At 41.8% G+C, this 24248-nt stretch carries 17 protein-coding genes; 14 read left to right on the top strand and 3 right to left on the bottom strand.

What is annotated here, in order from left to right; translation table 11 throughout:
• The first annotated feature begins 35 nt into the window (after positions 1-35).
• Together AAC388_RS17680 and AAC388_RS17675 are read left to right on the top strand one after the other, a co-directional pair.
• The gene (locus AAC388_RS17680) at positions 36-1475 is read left to right on the top strand and encodes an amino acid permease (RefSeq protein ID WP_086354721.1); all 1440 of its coding nucleotides are present in this window, start codon (positions 36-38) and stop codon (positions 1473-1475) included.
• Positions 1476-1845: 370 nt separating this feature from the next.
• Complete coding sequence (locus AAC388_RS17675) at positions 1846-3276, top strand: amino acid permease (protein ID WP_342370993.1); 1431 nt, start codon at positions 1846-1848, stop codon at positions 3274-3276.
• A 61-nt stretch (positions 3277-3337) separates the two neighbouring features.
• On the opposite strand, the gene AAC388_RS17670 is transcribed toward AAC388_RS17675, so the two are convergent.
• Positions 3338-4219: a LysR family transcriptional regulator gene (locus tag AAC388_RS17670; protein WP_005071920.1), complete on the bottom strand. Its 882-nt coding sequence runs from the start codon at positions 4217-4219 to the stop codon at positions 3338-3340.
• 165 nt (positions 4220-4384) lie between these two features.
• Here AAC388_RS17670 and AAC388_RS17665 point away from each other — a divergent pair, with 165 nt between their 5' ends.
• From AAC388_RS17665 to AAC388_RS17635, 7 genes are all read left to right on the top strand, one after another.
• The gene (locus tag AAC388_RS17665; RefSeq protein ID WP_032005656.1) at positions 4385-5902 is read left to right on the top strand and encodes a CoA-acylating methylmalonate-semialdehyde dehydrogenase; all 1518 of its coding nucleotides are present in this window, start codon (positions 4385-4387) and stop codon (positions 5900-5902) included.
• Positions 5903-5913: 11 nt separating this feature from the next.
• A complete protein-coding gene (gene mmsB, locus AAC388_RS17660; RefSeq protein WP_068553143.1) occupies positions 5914-6804 on the top strand; it encodes a 3-hydroxyisobutyrate dehydrogenase in 891 nt (296 codons plus the stop codon).
• Between the two features lie 76 nt (positions 6805-6880).
• Positions 6881-8530, top strand: coding sequence for an AMP-binding protein (locus tag AAC388_RS17655; RefSeq protein WP_342370992.1), 1650 nt, complete (start codon positions 6881-6883; stop codon positions 8528-8530).
• Between the two features lie 11 nt (positions 8531-8541).
• A complete protein-coding gene (locus AAC388_RS17650; protein ID WP_057085471.1) occupies positions 8542-9669 on the top strand; it encodes an acyl-CoA dehydrogenase family protein in 1128 nt (375 codons plus the stop codon).
• A 21-nt stretch (positions 9670-9690) separates the two neighbouring features.
• On the top strand, positions 9691-10464 hold the full coding sequence (locus AAC388_RS17645) for an enoyl-CoA hydratase (protein ID WP_057085473.1): 774 nt from the start codon (positions 9691-9693) through the stop codon (positions 10462-10464).
• Between the two features lie 12 nt (positions 10465-10476).
• On the top strand, positions 10477-11502 hold the full coding sequence (locus tag AAC388_RS17640) for an enoyl-CoA hydratase/isomerase family protein (RefSeq protein ID WP_182917686.1): 1026 nt from the start codon (positions 10477-10479) through the stop codon (positions 11500-11502).
• A gap of 121 nt (positions 11503-11623) precedes the next feature.
• Complete coding sequence (locus AAC388_RS17635) at positions 11624-12976, top strand: MFS transporter (protein ID WP_182917685.1); 1353 nt, start codon at positions 11624-11626, stop codon at positions 12974-12976.
• A 90-nt stretch (positions 12977-13066) separates the two neighbouring features.
• Here the strand turns inward: AAC388_RS17635 and abaI are convergent, their stop codons facing one another.
• Positions 13067-13633, bottom strand: a complete 567-nt coding sequence (abaI, locus tag AAC388_RS17630) for an acyl-homoserine-lactone synthase AbaI (RefSeq protein WP_079380981.1) — start codon at positions 13631-13633, stop codon at positions 13067-13069.
• A 63-nt stretch (positions 13634-13696) separates the two neighbouring features.
• Positions 13697-14113, bottom strand: a complete 417-nt coding sequence (locus tag AAC388_RS17625) for a DUF4902 domain-containing protein (RefSeq protein ID WP_311079007.1) — start codon at positions 14111-14113, stop codon at positions 13697-13699.
• A gap of 782 nt (positions 14114-14895) precedes the next feature.
• On the opposite strand from AAC388_RS17625, the gene abaR reads away from it, so the two are divergent.
• From abaR to AAC388_RS17600, 5 genes are all read left to right on the top strand, one after another.
• Complete coding sequence (gene abaR / locus AAC388_RS17620; RefSeq protein WP_311079008.1) at positions 14896-15612, top strand: LuxR family transcriptional regulator AbaR; 717 nt, start codon at positions 14896-14898, stop codon at positions 15610-15612.
• A gap of 697 nt (positions 15613-16309) precedes the next feature.
• Complete coding sequence (locus AAC388_RS17615; protein ID WP_311079009.1) at positions 16310-18199, top strand: fatty acyl-AMP ligase; 1890 nt, start codon at positions 16310-16312, stop codon at positions 18197-18199.
• Between the two features lie 50 nt (positions 18200-18249).
• The gene (locus tag AAC388_RS17610) at positions 18250-20025 is read left to right on the top strand and encodes an acyl-CoA dehydrogenase (protein ID WP_262448539.1); all 1776 of its coding nucleotides are present in this window, start codon (positions 18250-18252) and stop codon (positions 20023-20025) included.
• Positions 20022-20282, top strand: a complete 261-nt coding sequence (locus AAC388_RS17605; RefSeq protein WP_002118032.1) for an acyl carrier protein — start codon at positions 20022-20024, stop codon at positions 20280-20282. The genes AAC388_RS17610 and AAC388_RS17605 overlap by 4 nt, the downstream gene beginning before the upstream one ends.
• Positions 20279-24238 carry an amino acid adenylation domain-containing protein gene (locus AAC388_RS17600; RefSeq protein WP_342370991.1) on the top strand — a complete coding sequence of 1320 codons (3960 nt, stop codon included), beginning with the start codon at positions 20279-20281 and terminating at the stop codon, positions 24236-24238. The genes AAC388_RS17605 and AAC388_RS17600 overlap by 4 nt, the downstream gene beginning before the upstream one ends.
• Positions 24239-24248 lie beyond the last annotated feature (10 nt).

Here is a 24248-nt window from a genome sequence, read left to right as displayed (position 1 = left end):
GATCTTAACAAAGGAATTCAAAAAGGAATTTTAATATGACAACGGCTCGTCATTCAGATACGGAAAATTCTCCTGATCATCTGCAACGAAAACTGTCTAACCGTCATTTACAACTGATTGCTATTGGCGGTGCAATTGGAACCGGCCTATTTATGGGTTCGGGCAAAACTATCTCCCTCGCAGGTCCTTCAATCCTTTTGATCTATATGATTATTGGAGGAATGTTCTTTTTCTTAATGCGTGCAATGGGTGAGTTGCTCCTTGCAAATCTGCATTACAAATCTTTTGTTGATATGGCTCATGACCTGATTGGTCCTTGGGCTGGTTATTATTTGGGCTGGACTTATTGGTTAGGTTGGGTGCTGGTGGGTATTGCGGACCTTTCAGCAGTCATTAACTATTTAGGTTTCTGGCTGCCTGACGGTGCAAGTTTCTCACCAATACAGCAAGCCATGATTAGCGCAGGTTGTGTGTTGTTTGTGATGGGTCTTAACCTCCTAACAGTACGCCTATTTGGTGAAATTGAATTCTGGTTTGCTCTTATTAAGATCTTGGCGATTATTGGTCTGATCGGAGTGGGCGGCTACATGATTTTCAGCCATTTCCAAGCTCCGCAAGGCGCTGTCGCAAGCATCAGTAATGTTTGGTCACATGGCGGTTTATTCCCGAAAGGTACAGAAGGCTTCTTGGCAGGATTCCAGATTGCTGTATTTGCTTTTGTCGGGGTGGAACTTGTAGGTACAACGGCTGCTGAAACCAAAGATCCACAGAAAAACTTACCGAAAGCGATTAATGCGATTCCAGTACGTATTATTTTGTTCTATGTGTTGGCACTGTTTATTGTGATGTCGGTAACACCGTGGGATCACATTCGTGCAGACAAAAGTCCGTTTGTTGAGTTGTTCTTAAATGCGGGTATTCCGGTTTCAGCCATCATCATGAACTTGGTGGTGCTATCTTCGGTCATGTCTTCAATGAACAGCGGTGTGTTTTCAACCAGTCGTATGTTGTTTGGATTATCAAAAGATGGTCAGGCACCGGGTGCATTTGGTCGTTTATCAAAACGCGCAGTCCCTTCAAATGGTTTGATTTTCTCTTGTACTTTCATTATGGGTGGGGCAGTACTCCAGTACTTTGTTCCAAACACAATGGAAGCATTTACTTTAGCAAGTTCACTCTGTGTGATTCTATTCATTAGTGTCTGGAGTCTCATCATGGTGTGCTATTTACGCTACCGTAAATTACGTCCTGAATTACATGAAAAATCAACATTCAAAATGCCAGGTGGCGTTTGGATGAGTTATGTTGTTTTGGCATTTATGCTTTTCACTTTAGTCATCTTGGCATTAGAGCCAGATACATTGAAAGCTCTATATGTCAGTCCAGTATGGCTGGTCATTTTAGGTGTTACCTACCATGTGTTGTATAAACCACGCATGAAAAAACTAGGACGTGGACTCGTCAACGATCATTAAGTTTTATTAAAAAGCCAATCAATCATGATTGGCTTTTTTTATTTTTATTAGATTTTTTATCGGAATAATATTGTTTATTTTTGGATCAATAGAGCAGTTTGGAGGGTATTGGAAAAGTACATATAGCAGGATCACATGCTACACTTCGGCTAATCTGGAACCCCAGATTGATTAATTAAAATTGCCGTGAAGGCAGTACATAAATAATGTGACTTAAAAAAATCAGGACAAACGATTTATCAATTAAGGAAAAAATATACTTGAACATCTTGTCCTGAGGTATAGACTCAGCAACCCACGATATACGGTTCGTTTTTCTCCCTATAGGTTGCTGATTTAAGTTAAGCAAAATATAAAAAGGACTTCTAATATGACAATGGTTCATCATTCTGATGAGGCAAGCTCCCCTGATCATTTACAACGGAAATTAAATAATCGCCATCTACAAATGATTGCAATTGGCGGTGCAATTGGAACCGGCCTATTTATGGGCTCGGGCAAAACCATCTCCCTCGCAGGTCCTTCAATCCTCGTTATCTACATGATAATTGGTGGCATGTTCTTTTTTCTGATGCGTGCATTGGGTGAACTACTGCTTGCCAACTTACATTACAAATCATTTGTCGATATGGCTTATGATTTGATCGGACCATGGGCTGGCTATTATATAGGCTGGACTTATTGGTTAGGCTGGGTACTGGTCGGTATTGCTGATTTGTCTGCGGTCATTAACTATTTAAGTTTCTGGCTGCCCGAAGGTGCCAGTTTCTCACCCATGCAACAAGCCATGATTAGTTCAGGCTGTGTACTATTCATTTTAGGGCTTAACCTTCTTACCGTTAAGCTATTTGGTGAAGTTGAATTCTGGTTCGCACTCATTAAGATTTTGGCCATTATTGGCCTGATTGGAGTCGGTGGTTACATGCTCCTCACTCATTTTCAAGCTCCGCATGGTGAGGTTGTGAGTGTAAGTAATGTGTGGTCGCATGGCGGCATATTTCCAAAAGGTGTAAGCGGATTTTTGGCAGGTTTCCAGATTGCTGTGTTTGCCTTCATTGGCGTTGAATTGATTGGTACAACTGCTGCTGAAACGAAAGATCCAGAGAAGAATTTACCGAAGGCAATTAACGCGATTCCTGTACGTATTATTCTATTCTATGTGTTGGCACTCTTTGTGGTGATGTCAGTAACACCTTGGGATCACATTCGTGCAGATAAAAGTCCATTTGTTGAGTTGTTCTTAAATGCAGGTATTCCTATTTCTGCAATTATCATGAACTTGGTCGTACTGTCTTCAGTGATGTCTTCAATGAACAGCGGTGTGTTTTCAACGAGCCGTATGCTGTTCGGTTTATCAAAAGATGGACAGGCACCGAGTGCATTGGGGCGTTTATCAAAACGTGCCGTACCTTCAAATGGTTTAATCTTCTCATGTATTTTCATTATGGGTGGGGCAGTGCTTCAGTACTTTGTTCCAAACACGATGGAAGCATTTACTTTGGCAAGTTCACTCTGTGTGATTCTCTTTATTAGTGTATGGCTTCTGATCATGGCATGCTATTTACGTTACCGTAAGTTGAGTCCAGAGTTACATGCTGCATCAACATTTAAAATGCCGGGTGGCGTGTTAATGGCTTATGTCGTTATTGCATTCTTCTTGTTTACTTTAGTGATTTTGGCACTCGAGCCAGATACATTAAAAGCGGTATACGTGAGTCCACTATGGTTGGTGGTTTTAAGCGTGACGTATTTTGTGTTCTATAAGCCACGTATCAAAAAATTAGACCAAGAACTTGTTTAATGAACTATAAATGATTTTAAAAAAGCCAATCGATCATGATTGGCTTTTTTATTTAGTTTCTTTAATCAACCAACAAATGCTGATATTTATCGGCTTGTTTCCGTAGATAATCCCAAACTAACTTAATGCGCGGTTCATGTTGTAAATCAACAAAGGTCAGCATCCAAAACGTATGGGTAAAGCGAACTTGTTGTTCTAACACTTCTTCAAGTTCCGGTTTATCATCTGCCAAAAACTTAGGCAAAATCGCAAGTCCTGCACCCGCACTTACCGCAATTTGCTGGGCCAAAATACTGCTGCTACGGAAGTTGGCATTCAGCTTTAGAGGGAGTCGTTCTAAACAGTACAACTCGGGGCTATATACCAGATCGTCAATATAGTTCACAAAGCGATGTTGGGTTAAATCTTCTAAGGCTCGAATAGGCGGGTTTTGGGCCAGATAGTTTTTGCTACCATAAATTTTTAAACAATAATCTGATAATCGCGTAATGATGTAAGGGCCAGACGTAGGACGATCAATTGACACAACAATATCTGCCTCACGGTGTGAAAGCTTAATCATTTTTGGCACTGGAATTAGGTCGATGGTGAGCAGTGGGTATTGAATCGAGAACTCAGCCAATAACCGAGCTAAAAACGCAGTACCAAAACCTTCAGGTGTGCCAATTCGCACACGACCTTGCAAAGGTTGATGTGGTTTTTCAATTTGTAAGAAAGCTTGTTCCATTTGCTCAACTCGAGGAACCAGTGCCATCCCTTCGAGTGTCAGCTCATAACCCGTCGCTTCACGCTTAAACAGCGTTGTACCCAAAGCAAGTTCTAGGGCCTGAATCCGTCTAGCCACTGTACTGTGCTCAACACCAATAATCCGCGCAGCATTGGTCAAAGTTTTAGTCCGAGCTAAAACCAGAAAAAAATGTAGATGATCCCAATCCACTTTCATTTTTGTTGTCATCCTTGTGCATATTTGCACAACAATCGTGCATGAATTTCCGTTGGTGGTCAAAGTTTTCTTTGCTAGTCTCAATTGAAACTGGAATAAAGAAAATACATAGATAAGTATTTTCTAATAATTGAACACAATAAAAATATGGCCTACGGAGAGGTTATGAACACAATCCAAAAAATCGAATTGGAAACCGCTAAATTACTCATTAACGGAAATTTTATCGAATCTGAAACACAGGAATGGCAAGACATTGTTAATCCTGCGACTCAGGAAGTGATTGGTCGCGTACCATTTGCAACGGTTAAAGAAGTTGACGCTGCTATTCAAGCTGCACAAGATGCTTTTGCTTCTTGGCGTCAGACTCCAATTCAGGCACGTATGCGCATCATGCTTAAGTTACAAGACTTAATCCGTGCCAACATGAAAGAAATTGCGCAAGTACTAACGGCTGAACAAGGCAAAACCTTGGCAGACGCTGAAGGCGATATTCAACGTGGTCTAGAAGTGGTTGAACATGCCTGTTCGGTCGGCACTTTGCAAATGGGTGAATATGTTGAAGGTGTTGCACGTGGTGTAGACACTTACACATTGCAGCAACCTTTGGGTGTTTGTGCAGGTATTACGCCGTTTAACTTCCCAGCCATGATTCCACTTTGGATGTTCCCAATGGCAATCGTGTGTGGTAATACCTTTGTTTTAAAACCATCAGAACAAGACCCGTTATCAACCATGATGCTGGTTGAGCTTGCGATTCAAGCAGGTGTTCCAGCGGGTGTACTTAACGTTGTGCATGGTGGCAAAGAAGTGGTTGACCGTTTGTGCACACATAAAGACATTAAAGCGATTTCATTTGTAGGTTCAACTGCAGTTGGAACACATGTTTATAACCTTGCAGGGCAACATGGTAAACGCGTGCAGTCGATGATGGGTGCAAAAAACCATGTTGTGGTCATGCCTGATGCCAATAAAGAACAAACCTTAAATGCTCTAGTGGGCGCAGCGTTTGGTGCAGCGGGACAACGTTGTATGGCATTGTCGGTTGCAGTGATGGTGGGTGACAGCAAACAGTGGATTCAAGAGCTAGTCGAAAAAGCGAAAACCTTAAAAGTAAACGCAGGCCATGAGCCAAATACTGACATTGGGCCAGTGATTTCAAAACGTGCTAAAGCGCGAGTGCTGGACTTGATTAATAGCGGTGTTGAGCAAGGGGCAGAATTGCTACTCGATGGTCGAGACGTTCAAGTTCAAGGCTATGAATCGGGCAACTTTGTCGGCGCGACGATTTTTAGCGGTGTAAATACCGATATGCGTATTTATAAAGAAGAAATCTTTGGTCCAGTTCTTTCAATTATTTGTGTAGACACACTTGATGAAGCGATTGCTCTTATCAACGCCAACCCATTTGGTAACGGTGTAGGTCTATTCACACAAAGCGGTGCGATTGCACGTACTTTCCAAAACTTAATTGATATTGGTCAAGTTGGTATCAATATTCCAATTCCTGTGCCAGTGCCTTTCTTTAGTTTTACGGGTTCAAGAGGTTCAAAACTGGGTGATTTGGGGCCGTACGGCAAACAAGCTGTGCAGTTCTACACTCAAACTAAAACCATTACCAGTCGCTGGTTTGAAGATAGCCATGAAGTTGGCGGTGTAAATACAACCATTAGTTTACGTTAAGGGGATCACGGATGAATATCGCCTTTATCGGTCTAGGCAATATGGGCGGCAGAATGGCTCATAACCTACTTAAAGCCGGACTCAATGTTTATGGATATGACCTCAGTGAAGTTGCTATTCAGCACTTTGCCGAGGCAGGTGGTGTGGTCTGCGACAGCCCACAGGATGCAGCTAAACAAGCAGATGTGGTCATTACCATGTTGCCTGCGGCCAAGCATGTTAAAGAAGTTTACTTGGGTGAAAATGGTGTTTTAGAAGTACTAAAAGCAGGTAGCTTATGCATTGATAGCAGTACCATTGACCCACAAACCATTAAAGACATTGCTGCTGTTGCGCATAGTAAAAATATTAAAATCTGTGATGCACCCGTCTCTGGTGGAACCATTGGTGCTCAAGCAGGAACCTTAACCTTTATGGTGGGTGCCGATGATCAAACCTTTAACGAAGTAAAACCTGTGCTTAGCCACATGGGCAAAAACATAGTTCATTGTGGTGATGTCGGTGCAGGTCAAATTGCCAAAATCTGCAATAACCTGATTTTGGGTATTTCAATGGCTGCTGTTGCCGAAGGTATGGCGCTGGGTGTGAAGCTAGGTATTGACCCACAAGCATTGGCAGGCGTCATTAATACTTCAAGCGGTCGTTGCTGGAGCTCGGACGTATGTAACCCATGGCCGCATATTAATGAAAATGCGCCAGCATCTCGAGGTTACCAAGACGGCTTTGCAACTCAGCTGATGCTAAAAGATTTAGGACTCGCTGTCGAAGCGGCAGGCCAAGTCAAACAGCCAGTCGTATTAGGTGGCATGGTGCAACAGCTGTATCAGCAAATGTGCATGCGCGGTAATGCCAATCTCGATTTTTCGAGCATTATTCAGCAATACCTGCCACAAGAGGCATAACGGTAAAGCCAAAGGATGGCTTTAAACACATAAACCCTGTCGTGAATAACAACAAATCCGGACTGAGGGAAAAGATATGATGGATTATCAAAATGCTGCACAGACTTTCGATTTGGAAAGCACTGCAAAACAGATGTTATCAGGTTCACTTGATGCCTTAAATGCTTGTTATGAATGCTGTGATCGACACGCAGATGGCGACAAAATTGCACTGTATTGGCAAGGAAAAGACGGACGAAAAGAGCAATATACCTTCCGTGAATTAAAAGAGTGGTCAAGTCAGTTTGCCAACTTTCTAAAATCACAAGGTGTAAAAGCAGGCGACCGTATTTCAGGTCTATTACCAAGAACACCTGAATTGATCGTGACTATTTTTGCAGCTTGGCGAATTGGTGCAGTCTATCAACCACTCTTTACTGCGTTTGGCCCAAAAGCGATTGAGCACCGTATTCAGCTTGCACAAAGTAAGCTGGTGGTGACCGATATGGGCAACCGTAGCAAGCTTGATGAAATTGAAAATTGTCCTGCAATTGTGACTGTCGCCGATGCACAAAGCACTCCGCTTAAAGCAGGTGATTTTAACTTTTGGAATGAAGTGAAGCAGCAGTCCGATCAATGTGATTTGGTTATGCGTAGCATCCAAGATCCTTTCTTACTCATGTTTACTTCAGGCACTACAGGGCCAGCTAAACCATTGGAAGTGCCATTAAAAGCACTGATTGCCTTTGGTCGATATATGCAAGATGCTATTGGTTTAACCGAAGAAGACTCGTTTTGGAATATTGCCGATCCGGGTTGGGCGTATGGTCTCTACTACGCGATTACTGGGCCGTTATTCTTGGGTCACGCTACTTTGTTTTATGAAGGTGGTTTCAGCACAGATAGCCTATGCCAAATTGTGAAAGATTATAAAGTTAACAACTTGGCAGGTGCACCAACCGCTTACCGTATGATGATGGCGGCTGATCCAGCACAAATGGCGCCTTTAAAAGGGCAGTTCCGTGTAGTGAGCAGTGCCGGTGAACCGCTGAATCCAGAAGTAATTCGCTGGTTTAAACAAGTGCTTGATGCTCCAATTTATGACCATTATGGACAAACTGAAGTGGGCATGGTGGTGTGTAATCATCATGGTTTAAAACATGAAATTCATGCTGGTTCAGCAGGTTTCCCAAGTCCAGGCTACCGCGTTGCGATTGTCAATGAACAAGGTGAAGAACTTCCACCGGACACCCCAGGAATTTTAGCAGTCGATATTAGCCATTCTCCAATGATGTGGTTCGGCGGCTATAAAGAAAGCCGAAAATCGCCTTTCGTGGGTCACTACTATTTAACTGGCGACACTGCCGAGTTACATGCCGATGGCAGTATGAGCTTTGTTGGTCGTAGTGATGATGTAATCACTACATCAGGCTATCGTATTGGGCCTTTCGATGTAGAAAGCGCACTACTCGAACACGATGCTGTGGTTGAAGCAGCAGTGATTGGCGTGCCTGATCCGGACCGTACCGAAGTGGTTAAGGCATTCGTAATTTTAGCTGCGGATGCTCAACCTTCCGATGCTCTTGCTGAACAACTCAGCCAGTTTGTTAAAAGACGACTTTCTGCACATGCTTATCCACGTTTAGTTGAATTTGTGAGTGAATTACCTAAAACTCCAAGTGGCAAAATTCAGCGCTTTTTATTGCGTAATCAAGAAATTGCTAAACAACAAGCTAAAGCAGGGTAAAGGAAATAATAATGCAATTTACCGAAGAACAATTACTCATTCGTGATATGGCGAAAAGTTTCGCCCAAGAACAAATCAAGCCTAATGCCAGTGATTGGGACCGAGACGGGACATTCCCAAAAGAAACTCTGACTCAAATGGGGCAACTCGGTTTTATGGGTATGCTTGTTTCAGAGCAATGGGGTGGTTCAGACACGGGTAACTTAGCCTATGTACTAGCTCTTGAAGAAGTTGCGGCAGCAGATGGCGCAACCTCAACCATCATGAGTGTACATAACTCGGTTGGCTGTGCGCCTATTTTAAAATTTGGTACCGACGAGCAAAAAGAGCGTTTTTTAAAGCCTTTGGCTCAAGGTGAAATGATCGGCGCTTTTGCTTTAACCGAACCACATACGGGCTCAGATGCGGCAGCTCTTAAAACCCGAGCGGTGAAAGATGGGGACGATTACATTTTAAATGGTGCCAAGCAGTTTATTACCTCGGGTGATAATGCAGGCGTCATTATTGTGTTTGCAGTGACTGATCCGAGCGCGGGTAAAAAGGGTATTAGTGCCTTTTTAGTCCCACGCGAAACACCGGGCTATGAAGTGATTCGTGTTGAAGAAAAACTCGGTCTGCATGCTTCAGATACGTGTCAGATTGCACTAACCGATGTGCGCATTCATAAAAGCCTCATGCTTGGCAAAGAAGGTGAGGGTTTGAAAATCGCCCTTGCCAATTTAGAAGGTGGACGTATTGGTATTGCTGCACAAGCAGTCGGTCTAGCACGTGCGGCGCTCGAAGAAGCGACTCGCTATGCCAAAGAGCGTATTACTTTTGGAAAACCAATTTTTGAGCATCAAACCATCGCTTTTCGCCTTGCCAGTATGGCAACTGAAATTGAAGCAGCGAGACAACTGGTTCACTACGCTGCGCGTTTAAAAGAAGCAGGTCAACCGTGTCTCAACGAAGCTTCAATGGCCAAGTTATTTGCTTCAGAAATGACTGAGCGTGTGTGCTCGAGTGCGCTACAAGTGTTTGGTGGCTATGGCTATCTCAGAGATTTCCCAATTGAACGTATTTATCGTGATGCGCGTATTTGTCAAATTTACGAAGGCACAAGCGATATCCAACGTTTAGTGATTGCACGTAGTCTATAAAATCAGAACAAGGAATAAATAATGCAGTGGCAAAGTATTTTATTAGAAAAGCGTAATGGGGTTGGACTGATTATATTAAATCGCCCTCAAGCGCTCAATGCTTTAAACAGCGAATTAATTAGTGAAATTAATCAGGCATTAGATCAGCTCGAAAAAGACCGCGAAATTGGTTGCATCGTATTGGCAGGCTCTGAAAAAGCTTTTGCCGCAGGTGCAGACATTAAAGAAATGGCTGATTTAGCATTTCCTGATATTTATTTTGATGACTTTTTCCATCTTGCAGACCGTATTGCACAGCGCCGTAAACCTCTAATTGCAGCGGTGAGTGGCTATGCGTTAGGTGGTGGCTGTGAATTGGCGCTTATGTGTGATTTTATTTATTGTGCCGACAACGCCAAGTTTGGCTTACCCGAAGTGACCTTAGGGGTAATTCCGGGTATTGGTGGCACACAACGCTTAACCCATGCGATTGGTAAAGCCAAAGCAATGGAAATGTGTTTTACCGCTCGTCAAATGGGCGCTGTAGAAGCAGAGCAAAGTGGTTTAGTCGCACGTGTGTTTAGCAAAGAAGAATTACTTGAACAAACCTTGCAAGCAGCTGAAAAAATTGCGGCACGCTCTTTAACTGCAAACATGATGCTTAAAGAAACCATCAACCGAGCTTTTGAAGTAAACCTTACTGAAGGCTTGCGTTTTGAAAGACGTATGTTCCATTCAATATTTGCAACATTTGACCAAAAAGAAGGAATGCAGGCGTTCGTTGAAAAACGAAAACCAAATTTTAAAAATCAATAAGAGATCAATAAAATGAATACAGAAAATCACTTAATGATTGAGCAACAAGGTAAGTTGGGCATGATTACCTTAGACCGTGTGACTCATCTCAATGCATTGTCTTTAGACATGATTAAAAGTATTGGCGCCCAATTGGAACTGTGGCGAAATGATGCTGCTGTTCAGGCAGTGATAATTAAGTCAAATAGTCCAAAAGCCTTCTGTGCAGGTGGAGATATCCGCTATCTCTACGACAGTTATAAAAATGGTACAGCCGATTACAAAGGCTACTTTAGTGCCGAATATAAAATGCTAAATATACTGCGTGAATATGAGAAGCCAATCATTGTTGTGCTTGATGGCTATGTATTAGGTGGCGGTTTTGGCTTGGCTCAGGCTTGTCACATTGTGGTGAGCAGTGAAAAATCTAGATTTGCCATGCCTGAAACAGCGATTGGTTTTTTCCCAGACGTTGGTGCAACTCATTTCCTGTCTCGCCTTGATGATATTGGCGTTTATATGGCCATTACGGGTGAGCAGATTAGTAGTAGCGATGCGCTTTACCTCGATTTAATTGACTACCATGTGCCAAGCGTGCAGTTACAAGCGTTGCAAGATGCTCTCGTTGAAGCGCCAAGTTTAAGCAAAGAGGGAATTGAACGCATCATTACCCGATTTATTACTCGCCCTGCCGAAAGTGAATTAAAACAATTGGCTGAAGGTATTCGTAAACACTTTGGATATCAGCATTTAGATGAAATCGAGCAAAGTCTTGAAAATGAACAAGATGAAAGCTTAAAAACTTGGGCAAGCAAGATGCTCAGCATTTTGCAGCAACGCTCATTTATTGCCAAACAAACCAGTTTAAAACTACAGCATTTAGGACGAGGACTCTCTTTACCACAATGTATGCAGCTTGAACGCGATTTACAGGACATCTGGTTTGAGCATGGTGACTTTATTGAAGGTGTCCGCGCACTCATTGTCGATAAAGACAAACAACCACAGTGGCAAGAACGTAATTCGAAATTTGAACCAATTTTAGAAAAATTGAGCTAAACAGAATTATAAAAACATAAAAAGCTTAAGGAGATAAAGCGAGACCTGAAAATGCTTATGGTCAGGGTTGGTCATAAGCATAAAAAAGATAAAACAAGAAAATCTAAAAAAGGATATTACGATGCAATCAATACATGGAAACGGTTCAAATACTAAAAAGTCGTCACATCGATTAGCAGGTATCTCTAGCATGGTTGGCACCACCATTGAGTGGTATGACTTTTTTATTTACGGTGCGGCGGCGGCGCTCATTTTTAATAAGCTATTTTTCCCAAATCTAGATGCACTTACCGGCGTGCTTGCCGCATTCGCAACCTATGCCGTTGGGTTTATTGGGAGACCATTAGGCGGCTTAGTCTTTGGTCACTTTGGTGATAAGATTGGCCGTAAATCGATGTTGCTGTTGACCTTGATGCTCATGGGGATCCCAACCGTACTGATTGGCTTATTACCGACTTATGAATCAATTGGATATTGGGCTGCGATTGGTTTGGTTGTCTTACGATTTATTCAAGGGATGGCAATGGGCGGTGAATGGGGCGGTGCTGTACTGATGGCCGTTGAACATGCGCCCGAAGGTGGTAAAGGGTTCTGGGGAAGCTTGCCTCAAGCTAGTACAGGTGGTGGCTTAATGCTAGCCTCAATCGCGTTGGGTCTGGTGTCGTTATTACCTGAAGAAGCGCTGTTTAGCTGGGGTTGGCGTTTACCATTTCTTGCCAGTATTATTTTACTGGCAGTAGGTTGGTATATTCGTGTAAAAGTGCCAGAGTCACCAGATTTCGAAAAAGTAAAACAACAGTCTGAAGAAGTCAAAGTTCCTGCTTTACAGGTTTTTAAAAACCATCCAAAGCAACTTATTACCATTATTTTAGCTCGTGCTGCCGAAAATGCATGGTTCTATATTGCTTCAACATTTACTTTGGCTTATACCACCGCACAACTTGGTATTCCACGCCAAGACATTTTATTTGCCACCATTTGCGGCGCAGCCGTCATTTTATTTATGACGCCGTTATGTGGACATTTGTCGGATAAAGTCGGCCAACGCAATATGTTTATGTTTGGCCTATGCATATTGGCGCTTTACTGCTATCCATTTTTTACCATGCTCAATACAAAAGATCCGGTATTAGTGTGGACAGCAATTGTTTTAGCAATTGGCGTTGTGTTCCCAATTATGTACGCACCACAAGCTCAGCTTTTTGCCCGTCAATTTCCGGCAGAAATTCGATATAGCGGAATCTCGATTTCGGTACAGTTGGCTGGTGTATTAGGTGGTGGTTTGGCACCGATGATTGCTACTAAATTGTTGAGTGTCGGGCAGGGTAATCCATATCTAATTATGCTTTATATTGGAAGTATGGCTGTAGTCGCAATTATATCGACGTCATTTATGCCGCGTGATTGGAGTGCTAAAACGGATAAAGCTTATTATAAAAAGTCGAATTTAAATTTAAAAACCAAAATTGATTAATAGGTATTCATGTTTCTTAATCGTATTGCTACCTAACTATATAAAAATTGGGACTCATGCCAAAAATAGGTATGAGTCCCAAATAAGAAATTAAATATCAATCAAGCATGCAAACATCGCATAGCCATCAATAACCATGGGTGGGCCTGCACGATGAGCACGAAAACCCGCAGCACGTAATAACCGTTCTACCCCCAGAGGAGAGGTGGTAATGAGTTGTTTTGCACCTTGTTCTCTTGCAAAGTTGATAGATTCTTGCAGAATTGCAATAGAGACGGGCGATGACACAGCTTGACTAGCTGAAGATGGCGGATTCGAGAAATCTACTGCTGAGAATCTTGATAACTCCCAAATTTCTGGTGAGCAAGGAATAGGCATTCCATTAAGTAATTGAGGAAATATCTCACCAAGTAAATAAGGTTGAGTAGTCGGTAGTAATCTGGCACAACCAATAATATTAGATTCTCTATCTTGAGCGACGACATAGGCGGTATCGACTTTGTCAAACTGATCTAATTCTTCATTATTAGGACAGTTCAACTCCCAACCTAAATATTCAACAAATACCCTATAGCGGTAATTTTTAAATTTAGTATATAGGCCTTCTGAAAAATTATTTTGAAATCCAGCAATAACATTCATTACAAGTGCTTCCACTTATTTTTCAAGTGACTTTACTTAACAGGTGAGGAAGCGGTAACTGTAAGAATTTACAGGTTTCTAAGAGAAATATGGAGTTAATTTAGCCATTGTTTGGGTTGTATTGATTTGGGCATAAATGAACTGTTCCCAGAACAAAGTATCGATTTTCTTTTCAATTAGTGTTTCAGTAACTTCAAATCCAATATCTGTACCAGATACATCAACAAGCATAATATTGCTTCGAGGCAGGCCAATTCTTTTTATACTTGTGATGCCATTGTACTCAATAAATTCCCAATCCCATCCCGTGCTTAAAGCTGGGGTCAGTGATGTTACCCATTCAGTAAAACCATAATAGAGAATTTGAGAATCTTCAATTTGTGTTGATTCAACAATAGATATGAGGTGTTGGAGCGGATAGTTCATGAGCTGGTTTTCATTCATTCGAATAAAACCATCTGCTGATATTGAGAAATAAGGGGGGATGGTGACCATGCTACCTGTTCAAGTGACTTGAATTGGGGTTCAATGGATAAATAACATAAATTATTGCCAATAAAATACTGTTATGTTTAACAGGTTAAATGTAATTGTATGGCATACACCGTTAAGCTGTTCTTACTAGAGAGTTATTCAGCCTTTAAGGCTTACTTATGAAAAAACGAGAATTTTGTAGTTTTAATATGCAAACTGCCTTTTAAAAAATGCTAGATAGATTGGAGTTGTTGTAGAAGTTTTAGTGTGCATCAAGTCTTATTGTTAAAATAATAATACTAAGCAAGGTGATTTATAATGTAATTGCTTGATTTATTAAATTATTAAAGGTGTGTTTAGTTTATTTGTATAATAATTAGTAAAATTATATCGGCTAGATAGGTGATAGAAAATATTGTTTAATTAAATTAATGAAAACTGAATATTAATAATAATTAATAGATCTTCTGATCTTTTTTAAAATACTTATTTTTTTGTAATAAAATGCATCCTGTAAAATTCAATTTTTCAAGCATAATCCGCACATGGAATATAACAACCTTGGAAGCTCTTATAAATTTAGTTTGTCTGAATAATTTGCAATCATATCTGGCTTAAAAGAGTTGTTAATTAGGTGATGAATTCAAAATCTGAAATTGAGAAATCAGATAAATAAAATTAGGTATTTAAAAGCTTTGTTGAAATAAAGGTAAACGAAGAGACCTACGCTTCAATTGGATTGTTTGAATTCACAATGTGCAACTGAAAAAAAATGATTTGTGAATGGAGTCTAATGAGAGTAAATGGAAAATTGGCAAGAGGACTTATTATCAGAATTTCTGATCGTACAAAATGAATACCAGCTGTTTGAAATCGTTAAATCTACAGCTTCAAAGCTTGGATTTGATTATTGTGCTTATGGTATGCAGTCGCCATTATCTATTGCTGAACCAAAAACGATTATGTTGAATAATTATCCAGAAGCATGGCAAAAGCGTTATTTGGAACAGCATTATGTGAAGATAGATCCAACTGTGCAGCATTGTATGGTATCACTTCAACCTCTTGTCTGGTCGAGCCAATCTGCAAAGACACAAGAAGAAAAAGATTTCTGGGAGGAGGCGCGCTCTTATGGCCTTAATGTCGGTTGGGCTCAGTCAAGCCGTGACTTTATTGGAACCAGAGGGATGCTAACACTCGCAAGATCCAATGACCAATTGTCGGAAAAAGAGCAAAAGTCACAATATACAAATATGTATTGGTTGTCTCAAACTGTGCATTCTAGCATTGCTAAAGTTGTAAATGAGGTGGAATTCGCTCAGTTTAATCTTTATTTAACGAACCGAGAAAAAGAGGCACTGCGTTGGACTGCTGAGGGTAAAACGTCAGCAGAAATTGCCCAGATTCTAGGGGTCACTGAAAGAACAGTAAATTTTCACCTCGGAAATTCAATGCAGAAGTTAAATGTGAATAATAAAATTTCAGCAGCTATTCGAGCTGTGATGTTAGGACTTTTATAAAAATATACGTATAAATAATACATCTGAATAAAGTAAATGCTTCTAATATTTATATTTTAAATCAATCATTACTATAGCTTATTATAAAAGCTATTTATCTGAGTTTTATTTTAAAATTAAACCAACTGGAAAAATTTAATTTCATATTATTTTAGTATTCATGACCTTATGACGAAAGTCAAAAAATTAATTGTATTGATTTATAAAAGTATATGTTGGTTGTGAGAAATTATAATGTTGAAATATGATTTATTTTTAAATGAATAATATGGGTGGATTGTTAATCTATACTTAAATAGCTTATTGCTATAAGAAATTAAATCTCAAAAAATCAAAAACTAAAATATCAATAAAAGAATTATACGAGCTAAGAATTCGCTGATGTATTTAAAGCTTTTAGACACTTTTTCAACTACTAAAAAAGTAAAGATGAAAATAAGTTTAATATTTAATCTAATTGCAAAAAATAGAAATGAGTAAAAGGATTTATAAAAGGTGTCTAGCTTCTCGATTTTTATAAATATAGACCAACCTGTAAGCACTTACAGGTGTAATAAATGATGCCCAACCATAAAATATAATGTGAATTTATATTTTAAACAAAAAGTATATTCATTTTTATTAAAAGCCCCGACGAGAAATGTAATTTCTAAATTAGCGAATTTTAAGGGTGCATTATAATTAATCGGAGTAAGTTATGGCTGTAATGGATACGGATAATATCATTGCAACATTGGAATCCCACGCAAATTTAAATGGAAGTAAGGTTGCTTTCGAGTATTTAGGGCGTCAATCGGGTGGTATTCAGTCTCTTACGTATAAAGATTTGAACGCTCGGGTTCAACATCAAGCTCAGGTATTAATGAATCTTGTAGACAGTGGTGATCGCGCTGTATTGCTGTTTGAGCCTGGGTTGGACTTTATCGTATCGTTCTTTGCCTGTCTAAAAGCTAAAATTATCGCGGTACCAGTCAGCCTACCTTTTAATCGTAATGGTTTTTCTAATATTTTGAATATTATGAATGACTGTGAGCCAAAAATAGTACTCACCACCAAAAAGATTCTTGAGCTATCAGGTCTGATCACATTAAAAGCTCAAAATGAAAGCTTAATATTACATGCCGTTGATGCTGAGCTACAGCGTGATTTGGTACAAAAAGATTTCCCGCTCATTACTGAAGAAGATATCTGCTTCCTGCAATACACTTCGGGATCAACAGGTTGGCCTAAAGGGGTAATTGTTACCCATAAGAATATTATGGCAAATGAAGTCATGATTGCTGAAGCTTTTGGCACACAACCTGAAGATATTGGTCTTACATGGCTACCTGTTTACCACGATATGGGGTTGATTGGTTCAGTTTTGCAAACTGTGTATGTGGGCCTGACTTGCTATGTCATGTCACCGCTAGACTTTATTCGTAAGCCTCTAAAATGGCTGCAATTTATCAGTGAAAAAGGTGTCACAATTACTGGTGGACCAAACTTTGCTTATGAATTATGTCTGCACCGCATCTCTGATGAGCAGGCTGCATCGCTTGATCTGAGCCGTTTACGGGTGCTGTTTAATGGTGCTGAGCCGATCAAGGCTCACGTCATGCAACGCTTCATGGAAAAGTTCAATACCCAGTCGGAACTGAAACTAGATACTTTCTTGCCATGCTATGGACTGGCAGAAGTTACGCTTTTAGTTAGTGGTGTGACTGGTCCTCTCAATGCAATTTCAATCGATCGTGACAAGTTAAATGCCAATCTGATACAGGCCAGTCAAGATCAGACCGCCGTGCAAGTGGTGAGCTGTGGCAAGATCTCGGCACATATTGATTGCCGTATTGTCAATCCGCATACCCGTCAAGAAGTAGCAGCTCATGAAGTTGGTGAAATCTGGCTAGCAGGTGAGAGCGTTACAGCAGGTTACTGGCAGAAGCCAGAGGTCAATCAGGAAACTTTTGCGGCGACTATCATTGATGACGCGGGTCAACCGAGTCAAGTGCACTACTTGAGAACGGGTGATATGGGCTTTGTCAAAGACGGAGACCTATATGTAACTGGCCGCCTTAAGGATGTGATTATCATTCGTGGCAAGAACTATTACCCGCAAGATATCGAGTGCTCTGTTGAAATGGCACATCCTGCTGTTCGTAAAGGCTGTGTTGCGGTAGTGAATGTTGCTGATTCTGAGGGTGTTACGGTTGTACTTGAGATCAAGAAGAAATCACTAGACAAGACTCTCAATTTTGAAGCCATTAGAACTCAGGTCAAGGAACAAGTGACAGCTGATATTGGCTTGCCTGTAGAAGGTGTCTATTTACTGCATCAAGGCCGAATTAACAAAACTACTAGCGGCAAAATTAGAAGAAGAAAAATTAAAGAGCAGATCGAACGCGGTCAACTGGTCTGTTTAACCCATCCAAACCGTAGAACGGTGATTGCTCGAAACTATGTCAAAAACGGCTTAGAAGTCATCCGTGATCGTGAGCAGCGGGGGCAGCTGATTCGTTATAGCTCCAATCTTCTCAACTCAATGATCAAGGAACGTGAAGTACGCACGCTGATTTTTAATCGTCTGAAAAGTGCTTTGTTTTAACCCTTACCCTTTAATCATTTGAGTGAAAATCCATGTCACTTACATCCAATTTGCGGCAGTTTCAGTCTGCTGCTCGTCTGGAGCAAATTTTAGGCTCCGTACATGATAACAACAACGATTTTTCTTGGCCCGCTGCCATCGAGCGTGATGAGAAAGAGCAATATCCTCAGCGTGCTGTTGATTTTCTGAATGCGGTGGGTATGAACCGTTTCTATGTACCTTCAGAGCTCGGAGGTCGTATGGAAATTGGTGAAGAGTTGCTATATCTGCATCGTGTGTTGGCACGACGAGATCTAACTATCAATTCGACCTATAGCACGAATGCTTGGTCTGTGATCGTATGGATCGGCGGTAATGCGAATCAATGCCAAAATATTGCTAGTCGAATTTTAAGTGGTGCTGCTCCAGCACTGGCTTATAGCGAGAAAGCGCATGGTGCTGACCTATTATCTAGTGAAGTGACAGCCCAGTCTGCCGAGAGTAAATACATCTTAAATGGCGAAAAATGGTCAATCAACCGCGCCACTTTAGGAGACTCTTTAAGCCTGATCGCTAAAACATCGAACGATCGTGGACCACGTAGTTTGAGCGCATTCTGGCTTGATAAGCGTCATATGGCTTCTAAAGGAACCTATAGTCTGAACCGCCTGCCAACAGTGGGTATGCGTGGTTTAGATATTAGTGGTATTGGCTTTAACAACGCTGAAATTCACAAAGATGCTTTGATCGGTGAAGAGGGCCAAGGGTTAGAACTTGGACTCAAAACCCTACAGGTAACGCGTGCATATTGCAGCAGTTTCTCGCTGGGGGCTGGCGATACGATGCTACGAATCGCGACCGAGTTTGCTATCGAACGCGAGTTATATAACAAAAAAGTAATAAGCATTCCACTGGTGCGTGAGCAGCTCGCTACAGCCTATGCCTATCTATTAGCAGCGGAGGTGTTATCACTCGTTGGCGCGCGCGGATTACACGTTTGTATTAATCAGTTCAGTACATGGTCGCCAATCGTCAAGGTACTGGTGCCTGAGTATGTAGAGTCACTTGCCAAGATCACTTCTTCAGTGCTTGGGTCACGTTTCTTCTTAAGAAATGCATATGCAGATGGAATGTACCAGAAAGCATTCAGAGACCATCTGATTGTTAGTGTGTTTGACGGAAGTAGCACCGTTTGTCTAGACAGTCTGAGTTTTCAGCTCAAATCAGCCAATAAAGGTCGTAGCAAAAAAGCCGACCATCTCAACCAAGCCGAAGCCAAAGCACTCTATCGTCAGTTGTATGACTTACAAGTGGAGACAGACGCTATTGATTTCCGTGGGCTTGAGATTTTCAACCGAGATGGCGATTTGGTGATGGAGTCACTGGAGACAATCATTGAAATGCTCAACGATGCCGAAGCCACAGTAGGGTTGTCTACTGAAATGCTATCTACGCTACGTGAGCATGCAGATCGGCTTCTGGTTGAACAGCGTACATTAGATCAAAAAATTCAGAATTACTTTTCAAGCTCTGAGGAAAGCAAAGAGTTTGAAACGTTGCGTTTTAGTCTCGCTCGAGGCTACGCAGAACTGTTTGCCCGCATTGCTGTGCTGGGTTTCTGGGTCTTCAACCGTCATGGCTTAAGGACTGCTTTAAAGGATGGAGCATGGTTGATCATTTTCCTAAATGCTGCTGAAGGGCAGACCTCTCCTCCTATTACGTCATTACGTGAAAGCACATTAGCAGATTTGCTAGACCGAATTTCAACCAACCACATGTTATCTGTTATCGATTTCGCATTGGCACCGCGTGATGCCAAACCAGTTAAAGAGGAGATTACCCCATGAATAAGGATAAAGTTTACTGGAGCGCGATCATTCGTACGCTAGTAGCTAAAGAGATGCGTGTAGAGCCTGAGACGATTGATCCAGAGCAGAAATTTACCAGTTATGGTCTTGATTCAATTGTTGCTTTGTCTGTGTCTGGGGACTTGGAAGATCTGACAAAACTGGAACTTGAGCCGACACTGCTATGGGATTACCCAACAATCAATGCATTGGCTGAATATCTAGTTTCTGAGTTGCAACAGGGAGTTGCTTCATGAATAACATTGCGAGTATAGAACCAAAAATTCTGTCGCGTCATGCGATTTCTGCAGAACAGCTTGGTATTTGGTATATCCAGCGTCTTGAGCCAACTTGCAGTGCCTACAATATGGTGGTGGCTTTTGATGTGAAGGTCAACCAGCCATTAGGCAACAAGCCGATGGAGATTTTGGAAGCAGTGTTACATGATTATCCGTTACTACGTGTAAGCATGCCTGCCAATGATCAGGGTATCGAGCAAATCATTTGGGATCGTGTATATCCTAATATCATTCTCTCTGATGCTCGTCATGTTGAAGCTTCTGATTTGACGAAATTAGTCGAACAGGATACCAAGCAACCATTTGACCTGACTCAGCCACCGTTGTGGCGTATCCATTGTTATGAGCGTGGTCAGAATCACTATGTGATTGCAGTTGTGATTCATCATGCCTTAATGGATTTCTGGTCGATTGGTCTATTGCTGCGTGATGTCTGCAAGCGTTTTGGACTGGTAACAGACTCAAATCTAGTGAACGGAATCGAGTTCGCTCAATATGCAGATAAGCAGAAGAGCAACGTGATCGGTGATGCTGATGAAAGCTTACTGTTTTGGAAAAATGCGTTAAAGCATGCTCCACATGTGCATAGCATTCCACTTGATTATCCACGTCCAGCTGTGCAACAACATAAAGGTAGCTCGGTAATTTTCCGTGTACCTGAGTCAGTATCGTCTGGTCTTGTAAACTTGGCGAAAGATTATGAAATTACCTTGTTCGGTCTTGTATTATCGGGCTTCTATATCCTGCTGAACAAACTATCGAATGAAAATAATCTAGTCGTTGCCACAGCAGTAGCAGGCCGACTTGAACGTTCTTTGCGCAATGCACTAGGACAGTTTGTTAATACAATTGCTCTTAACATAGACATCGATGCTGATCAGACTTTACGTCAATTTACACAGCAGGTGCAGGAACAATTAAAACAGAGCCTCAAGCATCAAAAAGTTGCTTTTTCCAGAGTGGTTGAAGCTGTTTCACCAAAGCGTGATGGCAGTATTAATCCATTGGCTCAGGTTGGAATGTTCTGGGAACGTCTAGGTGGTTTGGATGAGTTTAAAGAACTACTCTTGCCAATCCAAAATCCAGCTACTTTAGCCGGTCAAGACCTTACGCTAGGAAGCTTTCCAGTTCGCCAACAAGAAGGCCAACTAGATATTATGCTAGAAATGGGCGGTGAATATCAGGGTGAACTGGTTGGTGTACTGAAATACAACTCTGAAATATTTTCTGCTGAGTCTGCCGAGAATATGGTGCAACTACTACAAGTTGTACTATCGGAAATGGTGGCTCATCCTGAACGTAAGATCGTTGAGTTAGATATCGCACCTGATTATGCGAATGGTATTCAGCTAGGCTATCTACGTGGTCAGGTGACTGATTATCCTCGACATGATCTACTGGGAATGATTCTAAAGCAGATCGATGAGCGTGGTCACAATCATGCTATGACCTCTAGAGACCATGCAGTCAGCTATCATGAGTTAGGTCAGCATATTGCTGGGATTGCTGAATATTTACGTGCACATGGCATTACCAATGGGGATCGTGTAGGTCTGATGGTAGACCGCACTGTGCTATTGCCCGCGGCAGTCCTCGGAATCTGGGCGGCAGGAGCAGCATATGTACCGTTGGATCCTAGTTTCCCAAGAGAACGTTTGCATAACATCGTAGAAGATGCTGAACCTAAAGTCATCTTGACTCAAACTGACTTGATGGATGCTCTTACAGTCTCTGTACCACGTCTAGATATCAATCAAGCTGGTGTTATTCCCCTTGAGCAAGTACGTGAGACGCTTGCCTTTGGTGATACCGCTTATGTGATGTACACCTCAGGTTCGACAGGTAAGCCTAAAGGCGTGCGTATTGGGCATCCCTCAATAGCTAATTTCTTACTGTCTGTGAATGATAGGCTGCAAGCAACTGCTGATATGCAGTTATTAGCGATCACGACTTATGCGTTTGATATTTCTGTTGTTGAACTATTGATTCCACTGATGTACGGCGGTGTGGTGCATGTGTGCCCACGTGAGATATCTCTAGATGGGAACCTGCTGGTTGAGTATATGCAGGCGAAGTCGATCAATGTTATGCAGGCAACGCCGTCCTCTTGGAAAATGCTCTTGGACAGTGAGTGGAAAGGTATCCCACATCTAACTGCACTTAGCGGAGGCGAAGCGCTAGATCCTGTACTCGCAGAAAAACTACTGAGCAAAGTCAGCTGCCTTTGGAATGTCTATGGCCCGACCGAGACAACTGTGTGGTCCAGTGCAGCCCACATCACCGATGCCAAATATATTGATTTAGGCGAACCAATGGCGAACACCCAGCTTTATGTTCTTGATGAACAGCAGCGATTGGTTCCACGAGGCGTTATGGGAGAGCTCTGGATTGGAGGCGATGGTCTTGCAGTCGATTACTGGCATCGACCTGAGTTGACAGATGCACAATTTAGAACTTTACCATCCCTACCAAATGCTGGTCGACTCTATCGCACCGGAGATAAAGTCTGTCTGCGAATGGATGGGCGTTTGACTCATCATGGACGTCTGGATTTTCAGGTCAAAATCCGTGGATTCCGTATTGAGCTAGGCGAAATCGAGAATGTCCTCAAACAGATCGATGGTATTACAGATGCAGTAGTCTTGGTTAAGACCACAGCCGACAATGATCAGAAACTGGTGGCTTATGTGACTGGACATGATATTGAAATGGCTGGTTTAAAAAAGACTCTGCAAATCCATCTTCCGGCTTATATGGTGCCAAGTACGTTTATCCGATTGGATGAGTTTCCAATGACGGCTAACAATAAGTTAGATCGTAAAGCATTCCCTGAGCCAGTGTTTGAGCAGAGCAACGATTATGTTGCTCCACGCGATTCGATTGAAATCGAGTTATGTACTACCTTTGAGCAGATTTTGTCAGTCAAGCGAGTTGGTATACATGATGATTTCTTTGAATTAGGTGGGCATTCATTACTGGCTGTGAAACTTGTCAATCATCTCAAGAAGGTATTTGGTACCGAATTATCAGTTGCTTTACTTGCACAGTACTCAACTGTTGAGAGTTTGGGGGAGATCATCCGTGAAAATAAAGAAATCAAACCTTCAATCGTAATCGAACTGCGCAGCGGAACTTATGAACAGCCGCTATGGCTCTTCCATCCGATTGGTGGCAGTACCTTCTGTTATATGGAACTCTCGCGTCATCTCAACCCGAACCGTACTTTACGTGCTATTCAATCTCCGGGTCTGATCGAAGCAGATGCTGCTGAAGTGGCGATTGAAGAAATGGCGACACTCTATATTGCTGAAATGCAAAAAATGCAGCCTCAAGGGCCTTATTTCCTCGGTGGTTGGTGTTTTGGCGGTGCGATTGCATACGAGATCAGTCGTCAGTTGCGTCAAATGGGGCAGCAGGTCACAGGGATTGTCATGATCGATACACGTGCTCCAATTCCAGAGAATGTGCCTGAAGATGCTGATGATGCCATGCTTTTGTCTTGGTTTGCTCGTGATTTGGCTGTGCCTTATGGCAAAAAGCTGACGATATCAGCGCAATACTTGCGTGAATTGAGTCCAGATCACATGTTTGATCATGTGCTTAAAGAAGCTAAGGCCATCAATGTCATACCTCTGGATGCTAACCCATCAGATTTCCGACTTTACTTTGATACCTATTTGGCTAATGGCGTCGCACTTCAAACCTATTTCCCAGAGCCTGAAGATTTTCCGATCCTCTTGGTTAAAGCCAAAGATGAGTCTGAAGATTTTGGGGAAAGTCTCGGCTGGGATCATTTGATCAAAGATACGCTTACACAAGTGGATCTACCTGGTGACCATTCATCGATTATGTTCGCTGAGAACGTTGCGGCTGTGGCCAAGGCAATTGATCAGATGTATCCAATTCCTGCATAAGAAATACAAG

Origin of the sequence: Acinetobacter sp. D009 (assembly GCF_038562025.1) — a bacterium.
In the GTDB taxonomy this organism is placed as follows: domain Bacteria; phylum Pseudomonadota; class Gammaproteobacteria; order Pseudomonadales; family Moraxellaceae; genus Acinetobacter; species Acinetobacter pittii.
The sequence above is the reverse complement of the archived record's forward strand: the minus strand, read 5'-3'. Positions and strand labels throughout refer to the sequence as shown.

Coding starts and splice junctions, on each gene's coding strand:
- AAC388_RS17680 (WP_086354721.1), top strand. CDS start 36: ATGACAACGGCTCGTCATTCAGATACGGAAAATTCTCCTGATCATCTG.
- AAC388_RS17675 (WP_342370993.1), top strand. CDS start 1,846: ATGACAATGGTTCATCATTCTGATGAGGCAAGCTCCCCTGATCATTTA.
- AAC388_RS17670 (WP_005071920.1), bottom strand. CDS start 4,219: ATGAAAGTGGATTGGGATCATCTACATTTTTTTCTGGTTTTAGCTCGG.
- AAC388_RS17665 (WP_032005656.1), top strand. CDS start 4,385: ATGAACACAATCCAAAAAATCGAATTGGAAACCGCTAAATTACTCATT.
- mmsB (WP_068553143.1), top strand. CDS start 5,914: ATGAATATCGCCTTTATCGGTCTAGGCAATATGGGCGGCAGAATGGCT.
- AAC388_RS17655 (WP_342370992.1), top strand. CDS start 6,881: ATGATGGATTATCAAAATGCTGCACAGACTTTCGATTTGGAAAGCACT.
- AAC388_RS17650 (WP_057085471.1), top strand. CDS start 8,542: ATGCAATTTACCGAAGAACAATTACTCATTCGTGATATGGCGAAAAGT.
- AAC388_RS17645 (WP_057085473.1), top strand. CDS start 9,691: ATGCAGTGGCAAAGTATTTTATTAGAAAAGCGTAATGGGGTTGGACTG.
- AAC388_RS17640 (WP_182917686.1), top strand. CDS start 10,477: ATGAATACAGAAAATCACTTAATGATTGAGCAACAAGGTAAGTTGGGC.
- AAC388_RS17635 (WP_182917685.1), top strand. CDS start 11,624: ATGCAATCAATACATGGAAACGGTTCAAATACTAAAAAGTCGTCACAT.
- AAC388_RS17625 (WP_311079007.1), bottom strand. CDS start 14,113: ATGGTCACCATCCCCCCTTATTTCTCAATATCAGCAGATGGTTTTATT.
- abaR (WP_311079008.1), top strand. CDS start 14,896: ATGGAAAATTGGCAAGAGGACTTATTATCAGAATTTCTGATCGTACAA.
- AAC388_RS17615 (WP_311079009.1), top strand. CDS start 16,310: ATGGCTGTAATGGATACGGATAATATCATTGCAACATTGGAATCCCAC.
- AAC388_RS17605 (WP_002118032.1), top strand. CDS start 20,022: ATGAATAAGGATAAAGTTTACTGGAGCGCGATCATTCGTACGCTAGTA.
- AAC388_RS17600 (WP_342370991.1), top strand. CDS start 20,279: ATGAATAACATTGCGAGTATAGAACCAAAAATTCTGTCGCGTCATGCG.